The sequence below is a fragment of the Planococcus sp. S3-L1 genome (assembly GCF_030063085.1).
In the GTDB taxonomy this organism is placed as follows: domain Bacteria; phylum Bacillota; class Bacilli; order Bacillales_A; family Planococcaceae; genus Planococcus; species Planococcus kocurii.
Genome location: NZ_JASISN010000002.1, coordinates 337,606 through 364,256, shown reverse-complemented (window position 1 = coordinate 364,256; position 26,651 = coordinate 337,606). Strand labels below are relative to the sequence as shown.

Sequence of the window (26,651 nt, the reverse complement as noted above, 5' to 3'; positions counted from 1 at the left end):
TTTGAAATTATATCACGCTAACGCTTTAAAGCGCAACACTTTTATCTTAAATAAGGTTAAATAGACAGAAGAAAAGATGTCAGGATAAATTCCTGACATCTTGAAATTCGTTTAGTTCATTTTTAATTGTTCTAGTTCTGCAAGGAATTTTGCGTTTAATACTTTGATGTATGTCCCTTTCATTCCTAGAGAACGTGATTCGATAACACCAGCACTTTCAAGTTTGCGAAGTGCGTTAACGATTACTGAACGTGTAATTCCTACGCGGTCAGCGATTTTAGAAGCAACTAACAATCCTTCGTTGCCATCAAGTTCTTCAAAGATATGCTCGATAGCTTCAAGTTCACTGTAAGAAAGTGAAGAAATCGCCATTTGTACAACTGCTTTGCTGCGTGCTTCTTCTTCGATACGGTCACCTTTTTCGCGAAGGATTTCCATCCCTACTACAGTAGCGCCATATTCACCAAGAATTAAATCGTCGTCATGGAATTCTGCATCCACACGTCCAAGAAGCAAAGTTCCAAGACGTTCGCCGCCACCATTAATTGGCACGATCGTTGTTAAACCGTTTTTAAACAATTCGCGTTCTTCTACAGGGAAGATTGTGTGCTCACTGTTAACATCTAAGTTTTCAGTCGTTTCAGTGATGTTTGAAAGCTTTTGTGTATACTCAACTGGGAATTGACGATCTTCAAGCATACCTTTCATACGATCATTCTCGATCTGTTGGTTAATTGCATAGCCTAATACTTTACCTTTACGGCTAACTACGAATGCGTTGCATTCGATTACTTCGCTTAAAGTCTCAGCCATGTCTTTAAAGTTTACTTTTTTCCCGCCTGCTGCTTCCAGCATTGAGTTAATTCGTCTTGTTTTCCCTAATAAATTCATTTAAATGAACCTCCTACATAAATTCTTGCTCTGTTTATTCAATATTCTAAAGGTTTTTACTCTTTATTGAAACTATTTCGCCTTGTTTTACAGAATAAATTGTGACAAGTCTTTGTTTTTCGCCACATTCTCGAGTTTTTCGTTCACATATTGAGGGGTAATGTCAATTTGTGCCGGTGAAATCTCGGAAGCTTCGAAAGACAAATCTTCCAACAGACGCTCGAGTATGGTATGCAGTCTGCGTGCGCCGATGTTATCTGTGTCCTGATTTACTTCATATGCAATTTCTGCAAGTCTGACTATTGAGGCATCATTAAATTGTACCACAACTCCCTCTGTTTCGAGAAGAGCTTTATACTGATTTATTAAAGAATGTTTTGGTTCCGTTAAAATTTTAACAAAATCTCCCACTTCTAGCTTCTGTAATTCAACACGAATCGGAAAACGCCCCTGTAATTCAGGAATCAAATCAGACGGTTTGGACATATGGAAAGCTCCAGCAGCAACGAATAACATATAATCCGTTTTAACCGCACCATATTTTGTGGACACAGTAGAGCCTTCAACGATTGGCAAAATATCACGCTGCACACCTTCTCGTGACACATCTACAGATGAAGAACCATTCTTGCTAGCAATCTTGTCCATTTCATCAATAAAGATGATGCCATGCTGTTCTGCGCGCTCAATTGCTTCTGATGCCACTTCTTCATCATCCACCAATTTTGCCGCCTCTTCAGTTGTTAAAATACGACGCGCTTCTTTTACCTGCAAACGACGTTTTTTCTTTTTCTTTGGCATAAGGGAAGAAAATGCATCTTGCATACTCGCACCCATTTGCTCCATGCCCGAACCTTGCAATGCATCAAACATAGAATTTGAATTTTCAACTACTTCTACAGTTATCCACTCATCTTCTAACTTACCTGCTTTTAAGTCCGCAGCGATTTCTCTTCTTTTCACACGAACTTCAACTTCTGCAGTCGGTTCTTCTTCTTCTTCTTGTTCAAGCTTCTGACCAAATAGCATTTCTAACGGATTTTGGTTTGCTTGTTTTTTACGCATCGAGGGAGCTAACAATTTTACAATTCGTTCATTAGCCGCCGACTCTGCTTGAAATTGAACTGCTTCAAACTTTTCCTCTTTGACAATACGAACAGCTGCCTCGACCAAGTCACGAACCATCGACTCGACATCTCGACCCACATAGCCAACTTCTGTAAACTTGGTTGCTTCGACTTTGATAAATGGCGCCCCTGTCAATTTAGCAATTCTGCGAGCAATTTCTGTTTTTCCGACGCCTGTAGGTCCGATCATCAAAATGTTTTTCGGAATAACTTCTCCACGCATTTCTTCGTCCAAACGGCTTCTTCTGTAGCGATTGCGCAAAGCGATTGCTATAGAACGCTTTGCGTCTTTTTGACCAACGATATAACGATCTAAGTGATCAGTAATTTGTCTTGGCGTTAAATCTGACTGATTTTTCATTCGGACAATTCCTCCACAACAATTTGATGATTTGTATAAACACAAATATCTGCGGCTGTTTCTAAAGCCGATTTTGCAATTTCTGCAGCTGTAAAATGATCACCTGCATATTTCTTTAACGCCCGCCCTGCTGCTAGTGCGTAGTTGCCGCCCGAACCGATTGCTAAAATTCCATCATCAGGTTCAATTACTTCTCCAGTACCTGAAACGAGCAACAATTCATCTTTGTTCATAATGATGAGCATTGCTTCTAATTGACGAAGCATTTTGTCTCCGCGCCATTGTTTTGCTAATTCGACAGCTGCTCGTTGCAAGTTGCCGTTGTACTCAGTCAGTTTTCCTTCGAACATTTCGAAGAGAGTAAAAGCGTCTGCGACTGACCCTGCAAATCCAGTCAGAACTTGTCCGTTATAAAGTTTCCGTACCTTTCTGGCTGTGTGCTTCATGACAACAGCATTACCAAATGTTACTTGACCGTCGCCTGACATGGCGCATTGGCCATTGTGGCGAACAGCGAATATCGTAGTTGCATGGAATTCTTGCATTGTGAAATTCTCCTCTCTAAGCTCGCGGGTGTGAATTTAAATACGTATTGCGCAAATGTTCTTTCGTCACATGCGTATAAACTTGTGTAGAACTCAAGTGGGAATGCCCAAGCAGTTCTTGGACGGTCCGAATGTCGGCTCCGTTGTTTATTAAGTGAGTTGCAAAACTGTGGCGAATCATGTGCGGATAGATTGAAGAATTGACAGAAGCCTTTTTCATGCACTCGCTCAAAATGTGGCGAACTCCACGATCGGTTACTGCCTCTCCCCGGCTATTTACAAATAAGTAATCGTGTTTTTGATTCTTCATCAGTTTAGGACGCGCATCTTCCATATAATGTTCCAACGCGTCTTGTGCGAATTGCCCATAAGGGATGTAACGTTCTTTTCTGCCTTTGCCCATCACCTTGACAATCTGTATGGCTTGGTCTAAATCACCTAAGCGAATAGAGACGCACTCGCTGACTCGCATTCCTGTCGCGTACAACAATTCTAAGAGCGCGGTATTGCGTACTGATAATTTGTCTTCACCTAGAACGGACTTAAAAAGCTGCGCAAGCTCTTCTTCATAAAAAAATTGTGGGAGACGTTCTTCTTTTTTTGGATGGTAGAGAGATCTAAATGCAGCTTCATCTAGTCCAAACTCACGATTGCCGTAACGGAAAAATGATCGAATCGCAGAAATTTTCCTAGAAACCGTCGTTCTAGACAACTTGGCATCATATAGCTTTGTCATATAGTTTCGGGCATGTATATACTCAACTTCTCTAATGTTAGGTACGCCTTCAGCATTCAAAAACAGAAAAAAATCCGCCAAATCATGTTCATAATGGTGGACAGTGTGTTCTGAATAATTTTTCTCTAATTGAATATAGGTCATAAAGGATTCAAGCATCTTTTCTTTCTCCATATGTGCTCCACCTTTCACCAAATAGAAAAGCCTCTAAATTATAACAACATTTAGAGGCTTTTATCAATTAAACCGTTACTGTATTCATATAATTTTGAATTGATTCGAGTGCACGGTTTGCGTGTCTTTCAGCACGTTCTTGTTTCGAACGAATCCGTTCACCTAGCTCCGGGAATAACCCAAAGTTAACATTCATCGGCTGAAAATTCTTGCTGTCTGCTTCAGTAATGTAACGTGCCATGCTACCTAACGCTGTGTCCGCTGGGAACACTAGCAATTCTTCGCCCAACGCTAATTTCGCTGCATTGATTCCTGCTAGTAACCCACTTCCTGCAGATTCTACATACCCTTCGACTCCAGTCATTTGACCTGCGAAGAAGATATTGGCATCTGCTTTCAGCTGATACGTCGGTTTCAGTACGCGTGGTGAATTGATGAACGTGTTACGGTGCATCACACCATAACGCACAATTTCCACATTCTCTAAACCGGGAATTAATTTCAATACCTCTTTTTGAGGTCCCCATTTTAAATGCGTCTGGAATCCAACAATATTGTAAAGTGTTCCAGCAGCGTCGTCTTGACGAAGTTGAACGACCGCATACGGACGCTCGCCTGTTTTCGGATCTTCTAGTCCTACTGGTTTCATCGGACCAAACGTTAAGGTTTTTTCACCTCTAGCCGCCATCACTTCGACAGGCATACAGCCTTCAAAATAAATCTCTTTTTCAAATTCTTTCAGAGGCGCAACTTCTGCTTCGACAAGCGCGGTGTGGAAACGTTTAAATTCTTCTTCTGTCATCGGACAGTTCAGGTAAGCCGCTTCGCCTTTATCGTAACGGGACTTCAAATAAACCTTATCCATATCAATACTGTCTTTTTCAACGATTGGCGCTGCTGCATCATAGAAGTATAAATATTCTTCGCCAGTCAAGCCACGTATTTTTTCAGCAAGCGCAGGAGATGTTAATGGGCCTGTCGCGATAATCGTAATGCCTTCTGGAATCTCTGTTACTTCTTCGTTGATTACTTCTACTAACGGATGGTTTTTTACTTTGTCAGTAACGGCCGCCGCAAATTCATGGCGATCCACCGCAAGTGCCCCTCCAGCCGGTACAGACGCACCGTCTGCTGATTCGATAATCACTGAATCCAGTTTACGCATTTCTTCTTTAATAACTCCAACTGCATTAGTTAAAGAGTTAGCACGTAGTGAATTGCTGCACACCAACTCGGCAAATTTGTCTGTATGATGGGCTGCTGTCTGTTTAACAGGGCGCATTTCGTATAAACGGACATTAATCCCGCGTTTTGCGATTTGCCACGCTGCTTCACTACCAGCTAATCCTGCCCCAATTACGTTTACATATTTCGTCATTTTCAAACACCTCTATAGTATTATTGAACTTCTTCTTTATAATCACAGCTTGTGCAATTGATTTGAACGCCTTTTTTCACTTTTTTCTCTACCAGCAACTCGTTACATTTCGGACATGGGCGTTCAATTGGTTTATCCCATGATACGAATTCACATTCTGGATAACGTTCGCAGCCGTAGAATATCCGGCGCTTCTTACTTTTTCTTTCAACAATTTCGCCTTCTTTACATGTTGGGCATTTCACGCCAATATGCTTGACGATGGCTTTTGTATTTCGGCATTCAGGGAAATTGCTACAAGCCATGAACTTACCATAACGTCCCAATTTATAAACCATTGCCGAACCACACAGTTCGCAATCTTCACCAGCTGGTTCATCTTTAATCTGTACTTTTTCCATTTCATTTTCTGCCACTTCGACATTTTTTTCGAATTTCTGGTAAAAAGCATCGATAATGGTGCGCCATTCAATTTCGCCATCTTCCACTGTATCCAAATCATGCTCCATTTTAGCCGTAAATTCGATATTTAAAATGTCCGGGAAAAACTCGAGCACTAGCTGATGAACAATTTCACCTAACTCCGTTGGAATAAAGCGTTTAGCGTCTAATGTAACATAGCCGCGTTTTTGAATGGTATCCAAAGTTGGTGCATAAGTTGATGGACGTCCAATCCCTAGTTCTTCAAGTGCTCGTACTAAGCGAGCCTCTGTAAAACGCGGAGGTGGCTGCGTAAAATGCTGATTTGGTGTAACGTCGACCGCTTTCACGATATCGCCTTCAGCCATTTCCGGCAGTATATTATCTTTTTCTTCTTTTTGGTCATCGGTGCCTTCAATATAAAGCTTCATAAAACCGGGAAACTTAACCTGTGAACCATTTGCACGGAACACTGCTTCACCGTTTTGCAACTCTGCCATAACTGTATCTAGAACAGCCGATGACATTTGGCTCGCTACAAATCGATCCCAAATCAATTTATATAGACGGTAAAGATCACGTGATAAAATGCTCTTCATCGATTCTGGCGTTCTCATCACGCTTGTCGGTCGAACCGCTTCATGGGCGTCTTGTGATTTTGCTGACTGCTTAGCTGGCGCTTTTTGTGTTACGTATTCCTCGCCGTAGTTCTCGACGATAAAGTCCATTGTGTCTTTTTTTGCCGTATCCGAGATTCGGGTAGAGTCCGTTCTCATATACGTAATCAAACCCGTGATGCCTTCTTTCCCTACTGAAATACCTTCATACAGCTGTTGTGCAAGCATCATGGTCTTTTTAGCTCGGAAGTTTAATTTACGAGCAGCTTCTTGCTGAAGTGAAGAAGTTGTAAAAGAAGGCGAAGGGTTTCTTTTTCTTTCTTTTTTCACTACGCGATTTACGGTAAAGTTTTTTCCTGACATGGAAGACATGACCGCTTTAACGTCAGCCTCATTATGCAATTTCATTTTTTCTTTTGTGTTGCCATAAAATTGCGCTTCGAAGTTTTTCTTCGCTTTTTCGAACTGTCCAGTGATTGACCAGTATTCCTCTGGTTCGAAGCTCTTGATTTCATTTTCTCGATCGATAACTAAACGCAACGCGACAGATTGTACGCGTCCAGCTGATAAGCCTTTTTTTACTTTTTTCCAAAGTAATGGGCTGATGCTGTAGCCGACAAGTCGATCTAATATCCGTCGTGCTTGTTGCGCATCGACTAAGTCCATATCAATTTTACGCGGATGCTTAAATGATTCCTTAATCGCATCTTTGGTAATTTCATTAAAAACGACACGGCAATCTGAAGTTTGATCAATACCGAGTGCCGTCGCCAAATGCCATGCAATTGCTTCTCCTTCTCTGTCGGGGTCAGCCGCGAGAAAGACTTTTTTCGCTTTTTTCGCTTCTTTTTTAAGATCTTGTAAGATTGGTCCTTTACCTCTTATCGTAATATATCGAGGTTCATAATTGTTTTCCACGTCTACACCCATTTGACTCCGGGGCAAATCGCGTAAATGTCCAAGTGAAGCACGGACTTTATATTTCTTACCCAAATACCGTTCGATCGTCTTAGCCTTTGCAGGCGACTCAACAATCACTAAAAAATCCGCCATAACTATTTCCTCCTCATAGAGGTTTCTCAAAATGCTTAAAAGAATTACCTGTTGCAAAATGTATAACAGATTTTAGCTTAATGCAAGGCTTTTCATTTTTTTCATTGTTTTTCAGCTGTCATTTGTTGGTATTCTTCGAGTACTTGCCAGCCATTCCACACGGGTTTTGCGCCTTCTAAAATTAATTTATGCGGTCCTTCAGATAATAGCGAACCAATATCTCCAGGAACTGCAAAAATATCTTTTCCGTGATCTAGCGCATGTTCAATTGTACTCAAAGTACCACTTTTCACTAGAGCTTCCGTTACAACAATTCCTTTAGACAATCCACTAATGATGCGATTTCTCATCGGAAAATTCCATTTTAAGGGTTTCATATAAGGGGGATACTCAGTCAAAACCAACTGTTTTTCTTCTATTATATCGTTTAATGCGTTGTTTTCTTTTGGGTAAGGATGCAAAAAACCACTACCTGTAACAGCAATCGTTCGACCACCTAAGTCAATCGTTTTTTGATGGGCCATCGCATCCGCACCTCTTGCTAATCCACTTACAATGATAAAGTTGTTCTCAACAAGAGGGGGAATGATTGTGTGCAACGCTTTTTGCGAATAAGAAGTGGCTTTCCGAGAACCAATAATGGCGATTTTTTGAGGATTTGCGAGTAAAGTGAGGTCTCCCTTAGCATAAATTACAGCCGGTGGATCGATTAATTCAAATAAACTTTCGGGATAAAAAGGATGTTGATAAGACATGGGGAGGATCTTATATTTGTCGTAGGCTTCACGTAAGGGATATGTCAGGGATTGTCTGTAAGAGGCTTTTAGTTTGATTGCTTGTTCTAATTTAATGTTCAGTAGTGACATTAATTCATTTGGTGATTTTTGTTCAAGTGCTGATAAATCTGGATCATCCGCCAGTAGTGGCAGTAATTTGTTCAAGCTTTTTGGATATACGTAATGCAGCGCTAGTAACCGTTCTGTAAATTCTTTGTTCATGTTATTCCTCCTGTTCTTTTTTAAGGTAAAAATGCATATCTTCGCATGCACTTATAGTCCATATTAATAGGTTTTACACTTGCTGTAAATAAAGGAAAATGAATAGTAAAGTTTTTTACTAACCATATGACCGTTCGGACAGAATCCTTTTAATGGATTATCAAAAGCTAAGATAAAACAGTCAGTACTGTATCGGTTTTGATAAAATCAGGAATTCTATAATTAATCCAGTTATTGCCAGTTTGCTTTCACCGGATTTTCACAATGCAAAAAAAGGCTCAAAATACTGATAACACAGCATTTTGAGCCTTCCTTATAGATCAATGAGTTTTACACTTGTCGTATAAACCTTTTTCTTTAATCACTTTAATCAACGTTTCTCCAATTACGGATGGAGTGTCTGCAACTTCGATTCCAGCTTCGTTCATTGCTTTGATTTTATCAGCAGCTGTTCCTTTACCGCCAGAAATAATCGCACCGGCATGGCCCATACGTTTTCCTTCAGGTGCAGTTTGTCCGCCGATAAATCCGACAACAGGTTTTGTCATGTTCGCTTTAACCCACTCAGCAGCTTCTTCTTCAGCTGTTCCGCCGATTTCACCGATCATAACAACTGCGTACGTATCTTCATCTTCGTTGAATTCTTTCAACACATCGATAAAGTTTGTACCGTTTACAGGGTCTCCACCGATACCGACAGCTGTCGATTGGCCAATTCCCTCTTCAGACAATTGGTGAGTCGCTTCATACGTCAATGTACCTGAACGGGAAACAACGCCAACATGTCCTTTTTTGTGAATGTATCCAGGCATGATGCCGATTTTACATTCGTCCGGAGTAATAACGCCCGGGCAGTTTGGTCCAACAAGACGTGTTTTCTTGCCTTCCATGTAACGGTTCACTTTCACCATATCCAATACAGGAATGTGCTCAGTGATACAAATTGCCATGTCAAGCTCAGCTTCAACAGCCTCAAGAATTGCGTCTGCTGCGAAAGGTGCCGGTACGTAAATTACAGATACGTTAGCGCCTGTAGCTTTTACTGCTTCTTCAACAGTATTGAAGACAGGTACGCCTTCAGCTTCAGTTCCGCCTTTACCTGGTGTTACACCCGCAACGATTTTCGTTCCGTATTCAAGCATTTGCTTTGTATGGAAAAGGGCAGTTGACCCTGTAATTCCTTGTACAAGCACTTTTGTGTCTTTGTTAATGTATACACTCATTTTTGTCCCTGCCCTTCTTTAGCCTACAAGTTCTACGATCTGTTTAGCGCCGTCTGCCATTGTTCCAGCAGCTACGATATTAAGACCTGATTCATTCAGCAGTTTTTTACCGATTTCTACGTTTGTTCCTTCAAGACGGACTACTAATGGCACTTCAAGGCTTACTTCTTTGGCAGCTTGAATAACGCCTTCTGCAATGATGTCACACTTCATGATACCGCCAAAAATGTTAACGAAAATTCCTTTTACATTCTTATCTGAAAGAATGATTTTGAAAGCTTCCGTTACTTTTTCAGCGGTCGCACCGCCCCCAACGTCAAGGAAGTTAGCGGGTGTTCCGCCGTAATAGTTGATCGTGTCCATTGTTGCCATAGCAAGTCCGGCGCCGTTAACCATACAGCCGATGTTCCCATCTAAAGAAATGTAGCTTAAGTCATACTTAGAGGCTTCGATTTCTTTTGCATCTTCTTCGTCGAAATCGCGAAGTTCCACAATGTCTTTGTGGCGGTAAAGAGCGTTTTCATCGAAATCAAATTTCGCATCAAGCGCTAAAATATTGCCGTCGCCAGTTTCAACTAACGGGTTAATTTCAACGATAGATGCATCTTTTTCGATAAATACAGTGTATAGACCAAGCATGAATTTCGCTGCTTTGTTTACAAGCTTTGGCGGAATATTCATGTTGAAAGCCATGCGGCGTGCCTGGAAACCAGTCAAACCGATTACTGGATCGATAATTTCTTTAAAGATTTTTTCAGGAGTGTTTTCAGAAACTTCTTCGATATCAACTCCGCCCTCTTCAGAGCCCATAAGAGTAACACGAGCAGTTTGGCGGTCAAGCACCAATCCGATGTAATACTCCTTCTTAATGTCAGATCCTTCTTCGATCAACAGGCGTTTAATTTCTTTGCCTTCTGGACCTGTCTGATGAGTCACAAGAACTTTACCTAAAAGTTCTTTTGCATATGTACGGACTTCATCCAGATTTTTAGCGATTTTAACACCGCCAGCTTTGCCTCGTCCACCTGCGTGGATTTGCGCTTTAACCACGACAACATCCGTACTCAGTTCTTTCGCCGCTTTTACTGCTTCTTCCGGAGAAAAAGCAACAGTGCCGTAAGAAACTGCTACGCCGTATTGTCTGAGGAGTTCTTTTCCTTGATATTCATGGATATTCATCTGTCATCCTCCAATCAAACATCTTTATCGTAATTTTATTGCCTTTACCATTGTATTAAAGTTGTCACAAAAAGTCCACCGTTGTTCGTTATTCCGACAAAACTTCATCTATTTAAACCAGTGAATTTTTTGTCAAAAGAGATTTTATCGGTTCGAATGTTGATCGGTGGATTTTACATGGACCATATTTTTCAAGCGCTGTAATATGATCTTTCGTGCCATAACCGGAATGTTTTTCAAATCCGTACTGTGGATATTGAAGAGCGTATTCCGCCATAAGGGCATCTCTTCCTGTTTTCGCTAAAATAGAAGCTGCTGCAATGCTTAAGCTCTTAGCATCACCTTTGATGATGGATTCACAAGGCATTGGCAGTTTGAGCATCATCGCATCAGCCAGTACGATATGAGGAGAAGGGGAGAGCGCCAGTGCTGCTTGGGTCATCGAGCTTTTTGTTGCCTGATAAATATTAAGCCGATCAATTTCTTCAGGGGACTGGACATGAACCGAATAGCTAATGGCAATCGTTTTAATAATTTCTGCAAACTGATCGCGCTTAACTTTACTCAACTGCTTAGAATCATCTAAACCCACAAGGCTCGAGCAGTCCTCAGGCAAAATGACGGCAGCTGTTACCACAGGACCAGCTAGTGGACCTCTTCCGGCTTCATCAATTCCTGCTACTAAATCAGCTTTGGCTTTTCTGAATACATCGTCGAACACTAATTTAGAATTATGATTTTCCAACAATTTTTTCCGATGCATTTGCTTGCGTAGCCAAGATGCTAATAAAGTTTGAACACTTTTACGCGTGTCCTTTTCAAGCTCCTCCATCCACGGTTGCCATTCCGTTATGCCATTCAATTTTTCTTTTATTTCCGTAGTTGTTTGCATCGATTCAACTTCTCTCACCATTTAATTTTTTCTGAATTATTCGTGCTGTTTCACTACACCATCGCTTTTTTCAATTCCAATGCTACGGTTAAAGCCGCAACGCTTGTGTCACTTATCAAAAAAGCTGTTCCTCAAAATCGAGGAACAGCCGGTAATCGAATAGAGGAAACCCTCACTCTTCTTCAATCATTTCATCTCTATAATCGAACGTCACTTTGCCCAAATGCTGGTTCCGAATATCGCGAACAATTATTTCAGCGGTTGTTTCATAGTCGATTTCGCCATGCTGATCTAAACAACGACGCTTTTTTCCGATATGATCAAAGGTATTGACGATTTCTTCATCCACATGGTCAATTCCATAACGCTCCATCATGCGTTCTGGATAGCGTTCTGCTAGAAATTTCAGAGAATAAATAGCCAGTTCCTGCATTTGAATAACTGAATCTTTGATTGCTCCCGTAACGGCCAGTTTCAATCCAGTCTCAGGATCTTCAAACTTCGGCCATAAAATACCCGGTGTATCCAATAGTTCAATTTCTTTCCCGACTTTAATCCACTGCTGAGCTTTCGTAACACCTGGCATATTTCCAGTTTTCGCTAAGCTTTTTTTCGATAAACGGTTGATGAGTGTCGATTTACCGACATTTGGAATTCCAACAATCATCGCTCGAATGGCACGAGGCTTAATACCTTTTGAAATCATCCGATCCCATTTTTCTTCAAGTATTTCTTTTGATGCTTTCGTAACTAATTGCAACCCTCTGCCTTCAAGTGAATTGATGGCAACTGCACGAGTACCTTGATCTTCGAAATAACGAATCCATTTTTTCGTTTCAACTTCATCGGCCATGTCCATTTTGTTTAAGATAATAAGACGTGGTTTTTGCTGAATCACTTGATCGATCATTGGATTTCGTGAAGATAAAGGCAATCTGGCATCCACAAGTTCGAAAATAATATCCACTAACTTTAGTTTTTCAGTAACTTGTCTTCGCGCTTTCGCCATGTGTCCAGGAAACCATTGTATCGTCATAAAACCACTCCTTATTTTACAATTCCCGCTTCAGCCAATGGCCAGAAAACAAAATTTGTGTCCCCGATCACTTCATCGGTCGAGACCAATCCAATATGGCGGCTATCTTTGCTTGCACGGCGATTATCCCCCATCACAAAGATAGATCCTTCAGGTATGGTACTTTGTCCTTCGGTAACATCTTCTAAGACAAAATCTTCTGTCAGTGTACCGGTAATTCCTTGCTTATAAATGTCTAGATAAGGTTCTTCTACTGCTTCTCCATTTATATATAATTGGTCATCTTCATAGGCAATGTGATCACCTGGCAAACCGATTATACGCTTAATATAATCTTTTTGTTCAGGGGCATGAAAAACGATAATATCGAAACGGTCAGGTTCCCCAACTGAATAACCAATCTTGTTGACAATCATGCGATCTCCGTGCTCTAAAGTCGGCATCATTGACTCTCCATCTACTACAATCGGTGTGAATAAAAAGAAACGGATAATTGCTGCCAAACCGAAGGCGATCAACAGAGCTTTGGACCATTCCCACATTTCATTTTTCTTCTTCACTTCAGTCTCCATGCGCGTTCCTCCCCAAACTTACTGTTTTAATTGTACAAGGAATTAAACTTTTTAGCAAAAAGAAAGAGGGCGCAAGCGCCCTCTTTCATTAATACAAGCTTATCGAATTTCTTTGATACGAGCTGCTTTACCGCGTAGGTCACGCAAGTAATACAATTTAGCACGACGGACTTTACCACGACGGGTAACTTCAAGTTGTGCAATTTTTGGTGTGTGTACAGGGAATGTACGCTCAACACCAACACCGTAAGAGATTTTGCGAACAGTGAATGACTCACTGATTCCGCCTCCGCGACGGCCAATTACGACTCCTTCGTATACCTGAATACGTTCGCGTGTACCCTCAACAACTTTAACGTGGACGCGAACAGTGTCTCCAGGACGGAACGTTGGAAGATCCGTACGAATTTGTTCTTTAGTGATTTCTGTAATAATGTTTTGCATTATTTTTCTCTCCTTCTACAGATGTTCTTACACCAAATCAGCTGTTGCAGCGGAACATCGTGATCCTGTACTTCACATAAAAGTACAGTGTCCATAATACCACTGATAACCTGACAGCGCAAGAGCAAGCTGCACTCTATTTTCATTTCTTTAATTGGGCGATTATTTTTTTCTGTTTGTCATCCAACCTGATGTGTTCGAGCAGATCTGGTCGTCTTTCAAGCGTCCGTTTTAAGGTTTGTTCTTCGCGCCATTGATCAACTTTACCGTGATTACCGGAAGTTAAGACATCTGGTACTTTCCAACCTCTGAAATCGGCAGGACGGGTGTATTGCGGGTGCTCTAGAAGTCCTGTAGAGAATGAGTCGCGAATTGGCGAATCGGCGTTACCTAGCACCCCAGGAAGCAGTCTAACGACACTATCAATGACCGTCATGGCTGCAAGTTCTCCTCCGGTTAGCACAAAGTCTCCAATTGAAATTTCATCTGTGACCAAATGTTCCCGAATTCGTTCATCATAGCCTTCGTAATGTCCGCAAATAAATACTAGTTCCTGTTCGTTTGCTAACTCTTCAGCTTTTTGCTGCGTAAAGCGCTCACCTTGTGGACACATTAAAATAACGCGTGGTTTGCTGTTTGGCGTGAGACTTTCAACCGCATTGAAAATCGGTTCTGGTTTTAGAACCATTCCTGCTCCGCCACCAAATGGGTAATCATCAACTTGGCGTTTGTTATCGGCAAATTCACGAATGTCCACAACGTTTAACCTAACTGCATTTTTATCCTGCGCTTTTTTCATAATTGAATGTTGAAAGACCCCTTCAAACATCGGCGGAAATAACGATAGAACATTTATGTTCATCAAGACAATAACCCTTCTATTACTTCGATCACGACTTTCTTTTGGTCAATATCAATTTCTTGGACGATTTCTTCAGTATAAGGAATATAATGCTTCTTCCCCGACTCAGGTGTAACTTCCCAAACGTCATTGGCACCCGTTTCCAAAATTTCACTGATCTTTCCGAGTTCTTGCCCTTCGGTTGAAAACACTGTGCACCCCAAAATTTCATGATGGTAATACGCATTATCTTCTAGTTCAGTCAAATCATGTTCAGAAATTCGCAAATAAGATTCTTTAAACGGCTCTACGTCATTGATATATGGATAACCCTCAAAAGTTAGTAACTCGAAGTTTTTATGTCGGCGCTGACTGGCGATTTTTACCATGATTGGTTTTTTTGCATCCGGCATGAAAAGCCCGAGCTTCGTCCCAACTGCAAAGCGTTCTTCTGGAAAATCCGTACGCGATAAAACACGTACTTCGCCACGAATTCCGTGTGTATTGACAATCTTTCCTACATTAAACCATTGCATAAGCAAACATCCTTTCACTTTTATTTTTCTGAAAAAAAAAGAAGGAACCTGGGCTCCTTCTTCTTAATCAACAATATCGAGATACGTTTTTTTCTTATGATAACCACCTGCTGCTGAGTACACAATTGAACGAACAGCTTTCGCTACACGCCCCTGCTTCCCGATCACTTTCCCTGTATCCTCTGGATGCACAGAAAGCTTGTAGACAATTCGGCTTGCGTTTTCGTCAGTAACGACGCGAACTTCTTCCGGATAATCAACTAACGGTTTGACAATGCTCTCAATCAGCTGCCTCATAAAAAACTCTCCCTTATTTGTTTAGTTTTTCGTTATGGAATTTCTCCATAATGCCTTTTTGAGAAAACAAGTTACGTACAGTATCAGATGGTTTTGCACCATCATGAAGCCATTTCAATACTTGCTCTTCGTCGATCTTAACTTCAGCTGGAACTGTCAGTGGGTTGTAAGTACCTACTGTCTGGATTTGACGGCCGTCACGTGGAGCACGTGAGTCAGCTACTACAATACGGTAAAAAGGAGATTTTTTAGCTCCCATACGTTTCAAGCGAATTTTTACTGCCATTTCTTAAAGCACCTCCGAATAGTTTCACACAAGATATTATATTAGCAAGCTTTAAATAGTTTGTAAAGTATTTTTTCTTAACACCTTGAAATCTTTACTTAAAAAGTGAGTCTAGGCCCGGCATTCCCATTTTTTTTCTTCCTTTTTTCGTGTTCATACCAGACATTTGCTTCATCATTTTCTTCATGTCTTCAAACTGTTTTAGCAGTCTGTTGACATCTTGAATATTGGTCCCCGACCCTTTAGCAATTCGTTTTTTTCGATTGGCATTAATGATTTCGGGAGTGGTTTTCTCTTTTTTGGTCATCGAATAGATAATCGCTTCTACGCGATCCATTTGGCCTTCATCGACTTTTGCGTTTTCTAACCCTTTGATTTTATTGGCACCTGGCAACATTTTCAGTATCTCATCCAATGGTCCCATTTGTTTGACTTGTGTCATTTGTTCAAGAAAATCATCAAAAGTAAAAGTAGAAGTTCTGAACTTTTCTTCTAACTCTTTTGCTTTTACTTCATCGACATTTGACTGCGCCTTTTCAATGAGCGACAGCATATCGCCCATGCCAAGTATTCGTGACGCCATACGTTCGGGGTGGAAAGCTTCAAGCGCATCCATTTTTTCACCCATCCCGACAAATTTAATCGGTTTTTGAGTGACAGAACGAATGGATAATGCCGCACCGCCTCGTGTATCACCATCAAGCTTCGTTAAAACGACGCCAGTGATGCCAATGGCTGCATCAAAATTTTGAGCCACGTTGACAGCATCTTGCCCTGTCATAGAATCGACGACCAAGAAAATTTCATCTGGCTCTTTAAGCGCACGAATATCTTTCAATTCCTGCATCAACGCCTCATCGACATGCAAACGCCCTGCTGTATCAATAATGACCGTATCCAAATGCTCTGCCTTCGCATGTTCAATTGCCTGACGCGCAATTTCCACAGGAGACATGTCTGTCCCTTTAGAAAAAACCGGAAGCGATAACTGCTTACCAATCGTCTCTAACTGCTGAATTGCGGCCGGACGATAAACATCGGCCGCTACGAGTAGCGGTTTACGATTGTGTTTTCTGCGCAACAAATTAGCAAGTTTTCCCGTGGTTGTCGTTTTACCGGCACCTTGCAAACCAACCATCATAATGACCGTCGGTTGTTTTGTGGAAAACTCGATTTTCCGCTCTTCGCCACCCATCAATTCTGTCAGTTCATCTTTAACGATTTTAACGACTTGTTGTCCTGGTGTTAGGCTGTCCATGACATCTTGTCCAATCGCTCGTTCACTGATTTTCTTGACGAATTCTTTCACTACTTTTAAGTTGACATCCGCTTCGATCAAGGCGAAACGAACTTCACGCATCATTTCCTTAACGTCTGCTTCGTTGACTTTACCTTTACCTTTTATCTTAGTCATCGTCCCTTGCAGGCGTTCGGATAAACCTTCAAATGCCATTCTTTCCGCCTCCTAATCCCATTCCTTTAGTTCGCCCAAAAATTGCTGGACGCGCTCTTCTGTGAATGGCTGTTTTTCAAATGACGAAACCAGTTGCTGCCGTTTCTGAAACTTTTCAAATAGCTGCAACTTGCGTTCATATTCTTCTAGCATTGCTTCTGTCCGGCGAATGTTATCGTAAACTGCCTGACGGGTGATATGGTATTCTTCGGCAATTTCGCCCAGTGAATGGTCGTCTAAATAATACAGCATCATATAGCTACGCTGTTTTGGCGTCAGTAACTCCTGATAGAAATCAAACAAATAGTTCATACGTGTTGTTTTTTCTAGTCCCATCATTGACGCTCACCCCATTCATTCTATTGCTTACAATACTGAAAATCGACAAAGCTGTCAAGTAATTTTACTTGTCTGCTTTTGCATCTTCCAATTCTTGCTCTTTATCCAATCCTTCAGCAAACAAGCCGTAAACGTATTTTTGCGCGTCGAAAGGTTGCAGGTCATCTAGTTTTTCACCAAGCCCTACAAATTTCACAGGAATTTTTAATTTATTGCGAATCGCCAAGACAATTCCGCCTTTTGCTGTCCCATCTAGTTTTGTTAGCACAATGCCTGTAACATCGGTAACTTCTTTGAATGTCTGCGCCTGGAGCATAGCATTTTGACCGGTCGTAGCATCAAGTGCCAGTAATACTTCATGAGGCGCACCGGGAATTTCACGCGAAATAACACGATGAACTTTTTGCAGTTCGTTCATCAAATTGACTTTGTTTTGCAGACGTCCTGCCGTATCGCAAATAAGCACGTCCACTCCGCGGGATTTAGCGGAACGTACAGCGTCATACATAACCGCTGCTGGGTCTGACCCTTCACTTTGTTTAATCACATCTACGCCAACTCGCTTGCCCCAGACATCCAATTGCTCGATTGCACCGGCACGGAATGTATCACCTGCCGCAAGCATAACGGTCTTGCCTTCATTTTTGAAACGATGAGCGAGTTTTCCGATAGTGGTAGTTTTGCCAACACCGTTAACTCCAACCATCAAAATAACCGTCAATCCTTCAACAAAATTGATTTCATTGATTTCTGCTTCACCAGCTTCATAGATTTCCACCAGTTTTTCCGAAATAACGGATTGGACATTTGACGTATCTTTTACGTTTTTCCGTTGCACTTCAAAACGCAAGTCGTCCATTAACTCAATAACCGTTTCGAAACCGACATCCGCTTGCAACAAAATTTCTTCTAGTTCCTCAAAAAAGTCTTCATCGACTTTTCGGTATTTCGCTACCAAATCATTGATTTTTGATGTAAAACCAATACGAGTTTTGGCTAATCCTTCTTTGTATTTTTCAGTTGATTCTTCAGCTTCGGTATTGCCAGCAAATTTATCTTTTAGTTTTTTGAAGAAACTCATGTGTATCCACTCCTTTTTCAGGTTTTTTCTTCGAGCCTGACCGAAACCAGTTTCGATATCCCAGATTCTTGCATGGTGATGCCATATAAAACGTCGGCACCTTCCATTGTCCCTTTACGATGTGTAATGACGATAAACTGCGTATCTTCGCTGAATTTCTTCAGGTATTGACTGTAACGCACGACATTCGATTCATCAAGCGCCGCCTCGACTTCATCAAGCACACAGAAGGGTACAGGACGCACATTCAAAATCGCAAATAATAAAGCGATCGCTGTAAGTGCACGCTCTCCACCAGATAGCAAACTCAAATTTTGCAACTTTTTACCAGGTGGCTGGGCAATAATCTCTACACCTGTTCTCAACATATCTTGCGGATCTGTCAATACTAAGTCAGCAGAGCCCCCACCAAACAACTCTTTAAAGACCCGTTGGAACTGCTTGCGAATGGCATGAAAAGTATCGTCAAAACGACTAGTCATTTCTCCGTCCATTTCTCGAATTAATGTTCGCAATGTTTCTTTCGCTTCGTTTAAATCGTTACGCTGCTCTGTTAAAAAGGCATGGCGGTCAGAGACATGTTCAAATTCTTCGATTGCACCAATATGGACAGGCCCTAATTCTTCAATAGATTGTTTCAGCAATTTAACTTTTCTACGAACAACGACTTCTTCATCAATCATTTCAAACTGTTTTGCTTGCTCTAGTGTCAGCTGATAATTGGTGTCAAGCTGGGTAATAAAACTTTGAATTTGAACTTCTAACCGTGTTGATTTGACTTCATAAATTCGAATCGCTTCCACATAGCCTTTATAAATACGTTGGTGTTCTTTTAAATCTTCTTCCAAACCAGTTAAGGTATCTTGCTGTCCTAAGCGTTGTTTTTTTGTCTGCTCAACCGTTTGCAACATGTGCATTTTTTTCGTTGACCAGGTCTCAATTTCTTGCAGAATTTCCTTGTCTGAATACACTTTTACTGCTTCTTCTGACTGAATCCATTGCAACTCTTTTTGATTTTCTTGCAGTTTGTAATTGCTTTTCTCGAGTCGCTCAAAAAGCTCCGCTTCACTCACTGTTAATTGATTGAGACGTTCTTTTGTTACAGCATCTAACGACTTTTGTTCTGCTAATTTCTCCAAAACTTGATCACGTGCTGATTGGTTTTGCTGCTTAAACAGCGTGAGTTCGTCAATTTCCACGGTAATAGCAGCCAATTCTTTTACGATGCTCTCACGGCGTATAGATGCTACTTCTTTTCGTCCAGTAATGGCTGTCAAATCATATTCTTTGTTTTTTTGTTCTGCTTCAAAAAGATGGAAACGCTCTAACGTTGTCTTTAAAACAGCTTCAATTTCACGAAGAATGGTCGAACTTTCCGCTTCTGAATCCCGGTATTTCTCCCCTTCATTTTTCAAGGCTTGAATGGATTCCTCTGCCACTTTCACTTCTGCCTGTTCTTTGATTACTGTTTTTTCAGCGTTTATGATGGTCTCTTTTAACTCTGCTGATTGCACAAGCAATTGCTCAAGTTCAGCTTTTCGCGTGAAGAATGAAGCTTGGGTTTTGTTAGCACCGCCTGTCATCGATCCACCGGCGTTCACGATATCGCCATCTAAGGTTACGACACGGAAGCGATTGCCGGTTGCTTTAGCAATCGCTGTCGCGCCTTTCAAGTCTTCAGCGATAATGACATTGCCTATTAAATTTTCGATAATCATCGCATACTGTGCATCGTAATCGATTAATTCGCATGCCATATTCACATAGGCTGGGTGCTCCCGCACAGTAGCCAATGTATGTTCTGGGATCTTTCGCGATTTCATGACAGTCATTGGTAAAAAAGTAGAACGTCCCGCCCTCTTTTTACGAAGAAAATCAATGGCTTCTCTAGCATGCTGCTCGTTTTCTGTAACAATGTGCTGACTTGAAGCACCTAATGCCGTTTCAATGGCCTTAGCATAAGTTTTCTCTACTTGCGCAATTTCAGCAACTGCTCCTCTAATGCCTGCTAGCTGGCCTTTTTCACGTGCCATTAATACTTCACGGACACCTTGAAAAAACCCTGAGAAATCGGCTTCAAGTTCCTGTAAAGTACCAACGCGAGCCGCAAGCTGTTTTTCAGACTGATAGGCTTGAAACAGCATCGCTTGCTTTTGATCAAATGATTGCTTTTGCAGTTGATAAGAAGCTTCCGCGTTTTTATATTGCTGACGCTTGTCTTCTAACAAGGTACGAATGTCTGCAACATTTTTTTCTGCATGCGTTTTTTGGCTTTTCAATTTCGATAGTTCCAACTCAAAGTCAGCCCGTTGCGAAGTAATTCGTCCGGTTGATTCTGACAGTTGTTGTTCTTGCAAACCAATATTTTTAAGTTCGTTTTTGACTGTTGCCTGCTCGTTCATCAAATCGATATAGACCGACTTGCAATTTTCAATTTCGTTGTCGATATCGGCCGGAGTTCGGTTCAACTGCTCTTCGAGTTGTTTAATCGTCGTCCGTATTTTTTGACGCTGTATTTTGCGTTCTTCTAATAACACCAACTGCTCATTGTGTTTTTTCTGAAGCAAAATATTTTCTAGTTTTTCCGCATCTAAATTACTTTGTAATTGCTGCGCTTGGCGATGAGCATTGCTTTTTTTCTCGGACATCAACAGTTTGCGTCCTTGCCATTTCTCCGTTTCGGCACTCGCTTCAACTAAAGCATTTTGCGCTTGATCTATTTTGCGATCCAACTCTGCGAGCGCTTGACGAATTTCAGCGACTGCACGCTCTTTCGTCGTAATTTCTGCAGCTATTTGCTGCTCTTTTTCTAAGTGAACTGCTGCTTCTTGCGCTAGTTGATTGAGTTCCTGCTCCAAGTTGCTGGCATCATGAGCCAACAAGGCGATATCGGCATCTTTTAACTGTTCGTTCATATCCAAAAAATCGCGTGCAGTGGAGGCTTGAATTTGAAGCGGCTCCATACGACCATCCAATTCATGTAAAATATCCAATACACGATTAAGGTTTTCATCGGTTTCATTTAGTTTCATTTCAGCTTTTTTCTTCCGCTGCTTGTATTTCAACACACCTGCAGCTTCTTCAAATATAGATCGACGTTCTTCTGCTTTTGAATTCAGAATTTCATCTACTCGTCCCTGCGAAATAATGGAAAAGGCTTCTTTACCCAATCCAGAATCCATAAACAAGTCTGTAATATCTTTCAATCGACAATTTTGCTTATTCAGCAAATAGGCACTTTCACCACTGCGAAAAACCCTTCTCGTTACGCTAACTTCGCTGTAATCGAGAGGGACACGCCCGTCCGTATTATCTAAAATCAACGTAACTTCTGCAAAATTTAACGGTTTTCTTGAATCACTGCCCGCAAAAATAACGTCCTCCATTTTTGCACCGCGTAGTGATTTTGCTGATTGTTCTCCGAGCACCCAACGGATGGCATCGGTAACATTGCTTTTGCCGCTACCATTTGGTCCGACAACGGCGGTTACTCCGGGTACAAAGTCGATGCCGATACGATCAGCAAATGATTTGAACCCCATGATTTCCAATCTCTTCAAAAACATTACGACTACTCCTCCGCCAATTCTTGCAATTTACGGATTGCCAGCTGAGCTGCCTGCTGTTCCGCTTCTTTTTTCGATCGACCATTACCGACGCCAAGTTCCTTATCCGCAAGCGATACACGAGTCACAAATACACGGCTATGCGCTGGTCCGATTTCATCAATAATTTCGTAATTCAATGCTCCGGTATTTTTTTGTTGAACCAATTCTTGTAATTGGCTCTTATAATCCATCACATGCGAAAAAGCACCGATTTCCACTTTTGGAAATAATACCGTTTCCAAAAATGCGACAACAGGATCTAATCCTTGGTCTAGGTAAAGAGCGCCAATATACGATTCGAAAACATCTGCCAATAAAGCTGGACGTGTTCTTCCACCTGTTAACTCTTCCCCTTTACCTAAAAGGATATATTTACCGAACTTTAGTTCATTGGCAAATAAAACCAGAGAAGGTTCACAAACGATTGCTGCACGCAACTTTGTCAACTGGCCTTCGCTCATTTGTGGGTATTTCGTATACAGATAATGCGAAACGGATAATTCCAATACCGCATCTCCTAGAAATTCCAAACGTTCGTTGTCGGTAAATTGTTTTCTTCGATGCTCATTCACATAGGATGAATGGGTAAAAGCTTGATGCAATAAGGCAGGTTTATTAAATGAAACATTGAGTTCTTTTTGCAGTTGTTCAAATGACGCTTTGACACTTTCTTTTATGGTACTGGTCTTTTGGTGATTTACTTTTTTATTCATGGCCATTTTTATCTGCCTTCCTTTGTGTACTTCTTTCAATTTTACCTTTTTTTCAGCGATTGTGCAAAAGAGAATTGACGCACAATCGCTTAGTGTAACAGCAATTGTGCGTCAATGGTTTTAAGTATAATTTTCTGGTAGAACGTTTAGCGCCCAGACTCTAGGATCATAAGTCTCTCCAGCTATGCGGCAAAGTACGCCGCTTCGCCGGAGTGTCTTATGCCCGTCGAGTCTACACGGGCGCTTTCGCTTTTCTTGGTTACGCTTGTTTTTTCTCGATATACGTTACTGCGTCGCCTACTGTGTTCATGTTTTCAGCGTCTTCGTCAGAAATCTCCATATCGAACTCATCTTCAAGTTCCATAACAAGTTCTACTACGTCCAATGAATCTGCACCTAGGTCACCTGTGAATGAAGCTTCAAGTTTCACTTCGTTCTCTTCTACACCTAGACGATCCACGATTACTTTCGTTACTCTATCTAATACTGTTGACAATGTCGTCACCTCCCCTCAAATCAGTATACAAAAAAATTACCTACATGACCATGCCGCCGTCAAGATGAAGCGTTTGGCCCGTCATATAGGATGCATCATCCGAAGCTAAGAATAGCGCAGCTTTTGCAACATCTTCTGGTGCACCAAAACGACCTAATGGAATTTGTCCCATCATCGCTTTTTGAACGTCTTCACTCAATTTTTCGGTCATATCGGTTGTGATAAAGCCAGGAGCGACAGCATTGGCTGTAATTCCACGACTTGCTAGTTCACGCGCTGTCGTTTTCGTCAAGCCAATGACACCCGCTTTTGCTGCAACATAGTTTGCTTGTCCAGCGTTGCCCATCACGCCTACGATTGAGGCAATATTGACGATTCGGCCAGAGCGCTGTTTCATCATTTGGCGTGTTACTGCTTTTGTGCAAATAAATACGCCTTTTAAGTTAATATTGATGACATCGTCCCATTCGTCATCTTTCATACGCATCATCAAATTATCACGTGTGATACCCGCGTTATTCACTAAAATATCAACAGATCCAAACGTTTTCATCGTTTCATCGACCATCGCTTTAACTGATTCGGCATCTGAAACATTGGCTTTCACTGCAATTGCAGTACCACCATTAGCCTCAATATCCGCAACTACTGCTTCTGCTTTTTCTTGGCTACCGCTATAATTGACAACTACTTTTGCACCGTCTGCTGCAAATTTACGCGCTATTTCTGCTCCAATTCCACGAGATCCACCAGTAATAATGGCTGTTTTCCCTGCAAGTTTAGTCATTTTGCCAACTCCTCTACCGCTTTTTCAAATGACGCTAAGTCATAAACTGGCAAAGTTTTAACTGAGCGATCAATTTTTTTCACTAATCCACTCAATACTTTCCCAGGGCCAATTTCGATAAATACGGTTACACCAAGATCAATCATTTCGCGCACCGATTGTTCCCAAAGAACTGGTGAATACAATTGACGAACAAGAAGATCTTGAATTTGTGTCGCATTTGTTTCCGCTTTTGCTGTAACGTTTGAAACGACTGGTATTTTCGCATCTAACAAGAAAGAAACGCTCAGTTCTTTCGCTAAATCTTGGGATGCCGAACGCATCAATTCCGAGTGGAACGGTCCGCTGACATCAAGTGGAATGGCACGCTTAGCTCCACGCTCTTTAGCGACGATACACGCTTGCTCAACTCCTGCTTTTGTACCCGAAATAACGATTTGTCCTGGGCAATTCAAGTTAGCAAGTTGCACAACACCTGTCGTGTCCGTCACTTCATTTGTTACTTTTTCAAGTTCTTCACTTTCCATACCAAGAATAGCAGCCATTGTCCCTTCTCCTGCTGGGAAAGCTGTATTCATAAACAATCCACGCTTATGTACAATGTTAACCGCTGTTGGAAATTCTAACACATTCGAAGTTACGAGCGCGCTATATTCGCCAAGGCTATGACCCGCTGTATAATCCGGTCTAATCCCTGCTCGAATCAATCGTTCTGTAATCATTGAACTAACTGTTAAAAGAGCTGGTTGCGCATGATAGGTTAACGTCAATTCTTCTTGTGGGCCTTCTAGCATCAACTTAGATAAATCTAAATCAAGTGTTTGGTTGGCACTTTCAAAGAAATTACGGCTCGTATCGTCTGTTAAAAAGCTTTCGCCCATTCCAACCATTTGCGACCCTTGGCCTGGATAGATAAATGCAATCTTAGTCTTCATGTAAAGCCTCCTTTTTCAGCGTACTGTAAATTGTTCCCGTTACATCAAATTCAACCATCGTACGTGTTTGGCGTATCGCATTGAATAAGGCATTAGCATTTGACGAACCATGCGCTTTTATAACGGGTGCTTTTAAACCGAATAATCCGGCGCCGCCATATTCGCTATAATCCAACATGCCTTTCAACCCTTTTAAATCATCTTTCACAAGAAAAGCCGCAACTTTTGTTTTAACTGAGCTCATAAAGACATCTTTCATCATCGCAAAAACATTCATCGCCGTTCCTTCGATGGTCTTCAACACCATATTGCCAGTAAAGCCGTCGGTCACCACAACATCAGCCACACCATTTAATAAATCACGTGACTCAACGTTGCCAATAAAATGGACTGGCGCTTCTTTTAATAATGGAAAAGCGGCTTTTGTTAAGTCATTGCCTTTTTTCTCTTCGGTTCCGATATTCAAAAGACCCACTGTTGGATTGCTAATGCCGCGAACTTTTTCAGCATAAATGCTGCCCATAATCGCATATTGCACAAGATGTTCCGGTTTTGCTTCTGCATTGGCACCCATATCAAGCATGACAAACCCTTTGCCATCAATAGTTGGCAAAGTTGGGGCTAATGCTGGACGATCCACCCCATCAATGCGACCTACAACAAATAAACCTGCCGACATAAGAGCCCCTGTATTTCCTGCAGATACGCAAGCGTCGGCTTCGCCATCTTTTACAGCTTGTGCCATCCGAACCATCGAGGCATCTTTTTTTCGTTTAACCGATCGCACAGGATCATCTTCTGAAGTGATTACTTCTTCACAATGGACGATTGTTAACCGGTCATGTTCCGTCAGAAATTCTTGCATCTTTTCTTGATGGCCATATAGCTGAATTTCGACATCTGCGAATTCTTTTAAAGCTTTATATACACCTGCAATAATTTCTTTTGGCGCATGATCTCCACCCATTGCATCTACTGCTATTTTCATTCTTTGTCACCTTCCCTTTGCTCTGTCATACGGTACATTTCAAAAGTGCCAATAAAAACCGTCTGCTGTTCTACCGATGAAACTACTTTAACAAACGCCCTGTTTTTTTCAGGGTGGCTGTCGATTACTTCTGCTTTTGCAACAATCCGTTGCCCGGCAGTTACCGGTCGCAAAAATTGCAGTTCCGACTTTACCGTTAATGCCAGTTCTTCGTTCATTACTGCCACGGCCAACGAATTGGCTTGTGCAAATAAATGATGACCTCTGGCAATCTGATTACGTTGAAAAACGTGTTCTGGCTTTACATCAAAAATCGAAATCGCTCTTTTGTCTAGTTCAATGTCAATAATCTCACCAATCACTTCATCGATTGGCAAAGACTTCACTTCATCTTCGAAGGTTTTCACGGCTACGTGTTTAATGCGTTCGCGCAGCTCTGGAATGGCAAGCTCCATTCGATCTAATCGAATGGTTTGAACACTAACGTCAAATGCTACCGACAATTCTTCATCGGTGACAAAAGGATTTTCTTTGATTGAGTCTTTTAACGCTTGTTGCCGTTGTTTTTTTGGTCTTTTCACTGTGTCACCGCCCGCTATTAGCACTTGGTACTAATATGAGTATATAAATAACAAAAAAAGAATG

General features: G+C 41.5%; 27 protein-coding genes. All 27 read right to left on the bottom strand.

The features are described from left to right. Positions 1-111: 111 nt before the first annotated feature. On the bottom strand, positions 112-891 hold the full coding sequence (gene codY, locus QMF37_RS03880; protein WP_058384941.1) for a GTP-sensing pleiotropic transcriptional regulator CodY: 780 nt from the start codon (positions 889-891) through the stop codon (positions 112-114). 87 nt (positions 892-978) lie between these two features. After that, positions 979-2,379, bottom strand: coding sequence for an HslU--HslV peptidase ATPase subunit (gene hslU / locus QMF37_RS03875; RefSeq protein ID WP_058384940.1), 1,401 nt, complete (start codon positions 2,377-2,379; stop codon positions 979-981). Continuing rightward, on the bottom strand, positions 2,376-2,924 hold the full coding sequence (gene hslV, locus QMF37_RS03870; protein ID WP_058384939.1) for an ATP-dependent protease subunit HslV: 549 nt from the start codon (positions 2,922-2,924) through the stop codon (positions 2,376-2,378). Before hslV ends, hslU begins: the two co-directional genes overlap by 4 nt. A gap of 16 nt (positions 2,925-2,940) precedes the next feature. Next, positions 2,941-3,834, bottom strand: coding sequence for a tyrosine recombinase XerC (gene xerC / locus QMF37_RS03865; protein WP_058384938.1), 894 nt, complete (start codon positions 3,832-3,834; stop codon positions 2,941-2,943). 67 nt (positions 3,835-3,901) lie between these two features. Further along, positions 3,902-5,212 (bottom strand): FADH(2)-oxidizing methylenetetrahydrofolate--tRNA-(uracil(54)-C(5))-methyltransferase TrmFO, encoded by a 1,311-nt coding sequence (trmFO, locus tag QMF37_RS03860; protein WP_283476661.1) that lies wholly within the window; start codon positions 5,210-5,212, stop codon positions 3,902-3,904. Between the two features lie 20 nt (positions 5,213-5,232). After that, the gene (gene topA, locus QMF37_RS03855) at positions 5,233-7,302 is read right to left on the bottom strand and encodes a type I DNA topoisomerase (RefSeq protein ID WP_071153648.1); all 2,070 of its coding nucleotides are present in this window, start codon (positions 7,300-7,302) and stop codon (positions 5,233-5,235) included. Positions 7,303-7,403: 101 nt separating this feature from the next. Next, positions 7,404-8,300 (bottom strand): DNA-processing protein DprA, encoded by an 897-nt coding sequence (gene dprA / locus QMF37_RS03850; protein ID WP_071153647.1) that lies wholly within the window; start codon positions 8,298-8,300, stop codon positions 7,404-7,406. A gap of 320 nt (positions 8,301-8,620) precedes the next feature. Next, positions 8,621-9,523: a succinate--CoA ligase subunit alpha gene (sucD, locus tag QMF37_RS03845; protein ID WP_008430844.1), complete on the bottom strand. Its 903-nt coding sequence runs from the start codon at positions 9,521-9,523 to the stop codon at positions 8,621-8,623. An 18-nt stretch (positions 9,524-9,541) separates the two neighbouring features. Further along, positions 9,542-10,702, bottom strand: coding sequence for an ADP-forming succinate--CoA ligase subunit beta (gene sucC, locus QMF37_RS03840; protein ID WP_058384934.1), 1,161 nt, complete (start codon positions 10,700-10,702; stop codon positions 9,542-9,544). 112 nt (positions 10,703-10,814) lie between these two features. Next, the gene (locus tag QMF37_RS03835; RefSeq protein ID WP_071153646.1) at positions 10,815-11,594 is read right to left on the bottom strand and encodes a ribonuclease HII; all 780 of its coding nucleotides are present in this window, start codon (positions 11,592-11,594) and stop codon (positions 10,815-10,817) included. A 172-nt stretch (positions 11,595-11,766) separates the two neighbouring features. Next, on the bottom strand, positions 11,767-12,630 hold the full coding sequence (gene ylqF / locus QMF37_RS03830) for a ribosome biogenesis GTPase YlqF (protein ID WP_058384932.1): 864 nt from the start codon (positions 12,628-12,630) through the stop codon (positions 11,767-11,769). 11 nt (positions 12,631-12,641) lie between these two features. After that, the gene (lepB, locus tag QMF37_RS03825; RefSeq protein ID WP_058384931.1) at positions 12,642-13,202 is read right to left on the bottom strand and encodes a signal peptidase I; all 561 of its coding nucleotides are present in this window, start codon (positions 13,200-13,202) and stop codon (positions 12,642-12,644) included. Positions 13,203-13,301: 99 nt separating this feature from the next. Beyond that, positions 13,302-13,646: a 50S ribosomal protein L19 gene (rplS, locus tag QMF37_RS03820; RefSeq protein ID WP_058384930.1), complete on the bottom strand. Its 345-nt coding sequence runs from the start codon at positions 13,644-13,646 to the stop codon at positions 13,302-13,304. A 142-nt stretch (positions 13,647-13,788) separates the two neighbouring features. Next, positions 13,789-14,508 (bottom strand): tRNA (guanosine(37)-N1)-methyltransferase TrmD, encoded by a 720-nt coding sequence (gene trmD / locus QMF37_RS03815; RefSeq protein WP_071153651.1) that lies wholly within the window; start codon positions 14,506-14,508, stop codon positions 13,789-13,791. Then, positions 14,508-15,023 (bottom strand): ribosome maturation factor RimM, encoded by a 516-nt coding sequence (rimM, locus tag QMF37_RS03810; RefSeq protein WP_058384929.1) that lies wholly within the window; start codon positions 15,021-15,023, stop codon positions 14,508-14,510. Before rimM ends, trmD begins: the two co-directional genes overlap by 1 nt. Before the next feature lie 63 nt (positions 15,024-15,086). After that, positions 15,087-15,320: a KH domain-containing protein gene (locus QMF37_RS03805; RefSeq protein WP_058384928.1), complete on the bottom strand. Its 234-nt coding sequence runs from the start codon at positions 15,318-15,320 to the stop codon at positions 15,087-15,089. Between the two features lie 13 nt (positions 15,321-15,333). Next, positions 15,334-15,606 (bottom strand): 30S ribosomal protein S16, encoded by a 273-nt coding sequence (gene rpsP / locus QMF37_RS03800; protein ID WP_008497962.1) that lies wholly within the window; start codon positions 15,604-15,606, stop codon positions 15,334-15,336. A 94-nt stretch (positions 15,607-15,700) separates the two neighbouring features. Next, the gene (gene ffh / locus QMF37_RS03795; RefSeq protein WP_058384927.1) at positions 15,701-17,059 is read right to left on the bottom strand and encodes a signal recognition particle protein; all 1,359 of its coding nucleotides are present in this window, start codon (positions 17,057-17,059) and stop codon (positions 15,701-15,703) included. A gap of 12 nt (positions 17,060-17,071) precedes the next feature. After that, positions 17,072-17,395 (bottom strand): putative DNA-binding protein, encoded by a 324-nt coding sequence (locus QMF37_RS03790; RefSeq protein ID WP_058386872.1) that lies wholly within the window; start codon positions 17,393-17,395, stop codon positions 17,072-17,074. A gap of 67 nt (positions 17,396-17,462) precedes the next feature. After that, the gene (gene ftsY / locus QMF37_RS03785; RefSeq protein WP_058384926.1) at positions 17,463-18,479 is read right to left on the bottom strand and encodes a signal recognition particle-docking protein FtsY; all 1,017 of its coding nucleotides are present in this window, start codon (positions 18,477-18,479) and stop codon (positions 17,463-17,465) included. A 17-nt stretch (positions 18,480-18,496) separates the two neighbouring features. Further along, entirely contained in the window at positions 18,497-22,045 is a 3,549-nt protein-coding gene (smc, locus tag QMF37_RS03780) for a chromosome segregation protein SMC (protein ID WP_283476647.1), read from the bottom strand. A 5-nt stretch (positions 22,046-22,050) separates the two neighbouring features. Next, positions 22,051-22,806, bottom strand: a complete 756-nt coding sequence (gene rnc / locus QMF37_RS03775) for a ribonuclease III (RefSeq protein WP_078080563.1) — start codon at positions 22,804-22,806, stop codon at positions 22,051-22,053. Positions 22,807-23,059: 253 nt separating this feature from the next. After that, positions 23,060-23,296, bottom strand: coding sequence for an acyl carrier protein (locus QMF37_RS03770; protein WP_058384923.1), 237 nt, complete (start codon positions 23,294-23,296; stop codon positions 23,060-23,062). A 40-nt stretch (positions 23,297-23,336) separates the two neighbouring features. Then, the gene (gene fabG / locus QMF37_RS03765; RefSeq protein WP_071153644.1) at positions 23,337-24,083 is read right to left on the bottom strand and encodes a 3-oxoacyl-[acyl-carrier-protein] reductase; all 747 of its coding nucleotides are present in this window, start codon (positions 24,081-24,083) and stop codon (positions 23,337-23,339) included. After that, a complete protein-coding gene (gene fabD, locus QMF37_RS03760) occupies positions 24,080-25,018 on the bottom strand; it encodes an ACP S-malonyltransferase (protein WP_078080564.1) in 939 nt (312 codons plus the stop codon). Before fabD ends, fabG begins: the two co-directional genes overlap by 4 nt. After that, the gene (gene plsX, locus QMF37_RS03755) at positions 25,008-26,006 is read right to left on the bottom strand and encodes a phosphate acyltransferase PlsX (RefSeq protein ID WP_071153643.1); all 999 of its coding nucleotides are present in this window, start codon (positions 26,004-26,006) and stop codon (positions 25,008-25,010) included. Before plsX ends, fabD begins: the two co-directional genes overlap by 11 nt. After that, positions 26,003-26,587 carry a transcription factor FapR gene (gene fapR, locus QMF37_RS03750; protein ID WP_283476641.1) on the bottom strand — a complete coding sequence of 195 codons (585 nt, stop codon included), beginning with the start codon at positions 26,585-26,587 and terminating at the stop codon, positions 26,003-26,005. The genes plsX and fapR overlap by 4 nt, the downstream gene beginning before the upstream one ends. Positions 26,588-26,651: the final 64 nt, after the last annotated feature.

Coding starts and splice junctions, on each gene's coding strand:
- smc (WP_283476647.1), bottom strand. CDS start 22,045: ATGTTTTTGAAGAGATTGGAAATCATGGGGTTCAAATCATTTGCTGAT.
- rnc (WP_078080563.1), bottom strand. CDS start 22,806: ATGGCCATGAATAAAAAAGTAAATCACCAAAAGACCAGTACCATAAAA.
- fabG (WP_071153644.1), bottom strand. CDS start 24,083: ATGACTAAACTTGCAGGGAAAACAGCCATTATTACTGGTGGATCTCGT.
- rplS (WP_058384930.1), bottom strand. CDS start 13,646: ATGCAAAACATTATTACAGAAATCACTAAAGAACAAATTCGTACGGAT.
- rimM (WP_058384929.1), bottom strand. CDS start 15,023: ATGCAATGGTTTAATGTAGGAAAGATTGTCAATACACACGGAATTCGT.
- fabD (WP_078080564.1), bottom strand. CDS start 25,018: ATGAAGACTAAGATTGCATTTATCTATCCAGGCCAAGGGTCGCAAATG.
- codY (WP_058384941.1), bottom strand. CDS start 891: ATGAATTTATTAGGGAAAACAAGACGAATTAACTCAATGCTGGAAGCA.
- plsX (WP_071153643.1), bottom strand. CDS start 26,006: ATGAAAATAGCAGTAGATGCAATGGGTGGAGATCATGCGCCAAAAGAA.
- ylqF (WP_058384932.1), bottom strand. CDS start 12,630: ATGACGATACAATGGTTTCCTGGACACATGGCGAAAGCGCGAAGACAA.
- trmD (WP_071153651.1), bottom strand. CDS start 14,508: ATGAACATAAATGTTCTATCGTTATTTCCGCCGATGTTTGAAGGGGTC.
- xerC (WP_058384938.1), bottom strand. CDS start 3,834: ATGGAGAAAGAAAAGATGCTTGAATCCTTTATGACCTATATTCAATTA.
- dprA (WP_071153647.1), bottom strand. CDS start 8,300: ATGAACAAAGAATTTACAGAACGGTTACTAGCGCTGCATTACGTATAT.
- QMF37_RS03835 (WP_071153646.1), bottom strand. CDS start 11,594: ATGCAAACAACTACGGAAATAAAAGAAAAATTGAATGGCATAACGGAA.
- lepB (WP_058384931.1), bottom strand. CDS start 13,202: ATGGAGACTGAAGTGAAGAAGAAAAATGAAATGTGGGAATGGTCCAAA.
- hslU (WP_058384940.1), bottom strand. CDS start 2,379: ATGAAAAATCAGTCAGATTTAACGCCAAGACAAATTACTGATCACTTA.
- topA (WP_071153648.1), bottom strand. CDS start 7,302: ATGGCGGATTTTTTAGTGATTGTTGAGTCGCCTGCAAAGGCTAAGACG.
- ftsY (WP_058384926.1), bottom strand. CDS start 18,479: ATGAGTTTCTTCAAAAAACTAAAAGATAAATTTGCTGGCAATACCGAA.
- hslV (WP_058384939.1), bottom strand. CDS start 2,924: ATGCAAGAATTCCATGCAACTACGATATTCGCTGTTCGCCACAATGGC.
- ffh (WP_058384927.1), bottom strand. CDS start 17,059: ATGGCATTTGAAGGTTTATCCGAACGCCTGCAAGGGACGATGACTAAG.
- sucD (WP_008430844.1), bottom strand. CDS start 9,523: ATGAGTGTATACATTAACAAAGACACAAAAGTGCTTGTACAAGGAATT.
- sucC (WP_058384934.1), bottom strand. CDS start 10,702: ATGAATATCCATGAATATCAAGGAAAAGAACTCCTCAGACAATACGGC.
- trmFO (WP_283476661.1), bottom strand. CDS start 5,212: ATGACGAAATATGTAAACGTAATTGGGGCAGGATTAGCTGGTAGTGAA.
- QMF37_RS03790 (WP_058386872.1), bottom strand. CDS start 17,395: ATGGGACTAGAAAAAACAACACGTATGAACTATTTGTTTGATTTCTAT.
- QMF37_RS03805 (WP_058384928.1), bottom strand. CDS start 15,320: ATGAGGCAGCTGATTGAGAGCATTGTCAAACCGTTAGTTGATTATCCG.
- rpsP (WP_008497962.1), bottom strand. CDS start 15,606: ATGGCAGTAAAAATTCGCTTGAAACGTATGGGAGCTAAAAAATCTCCT.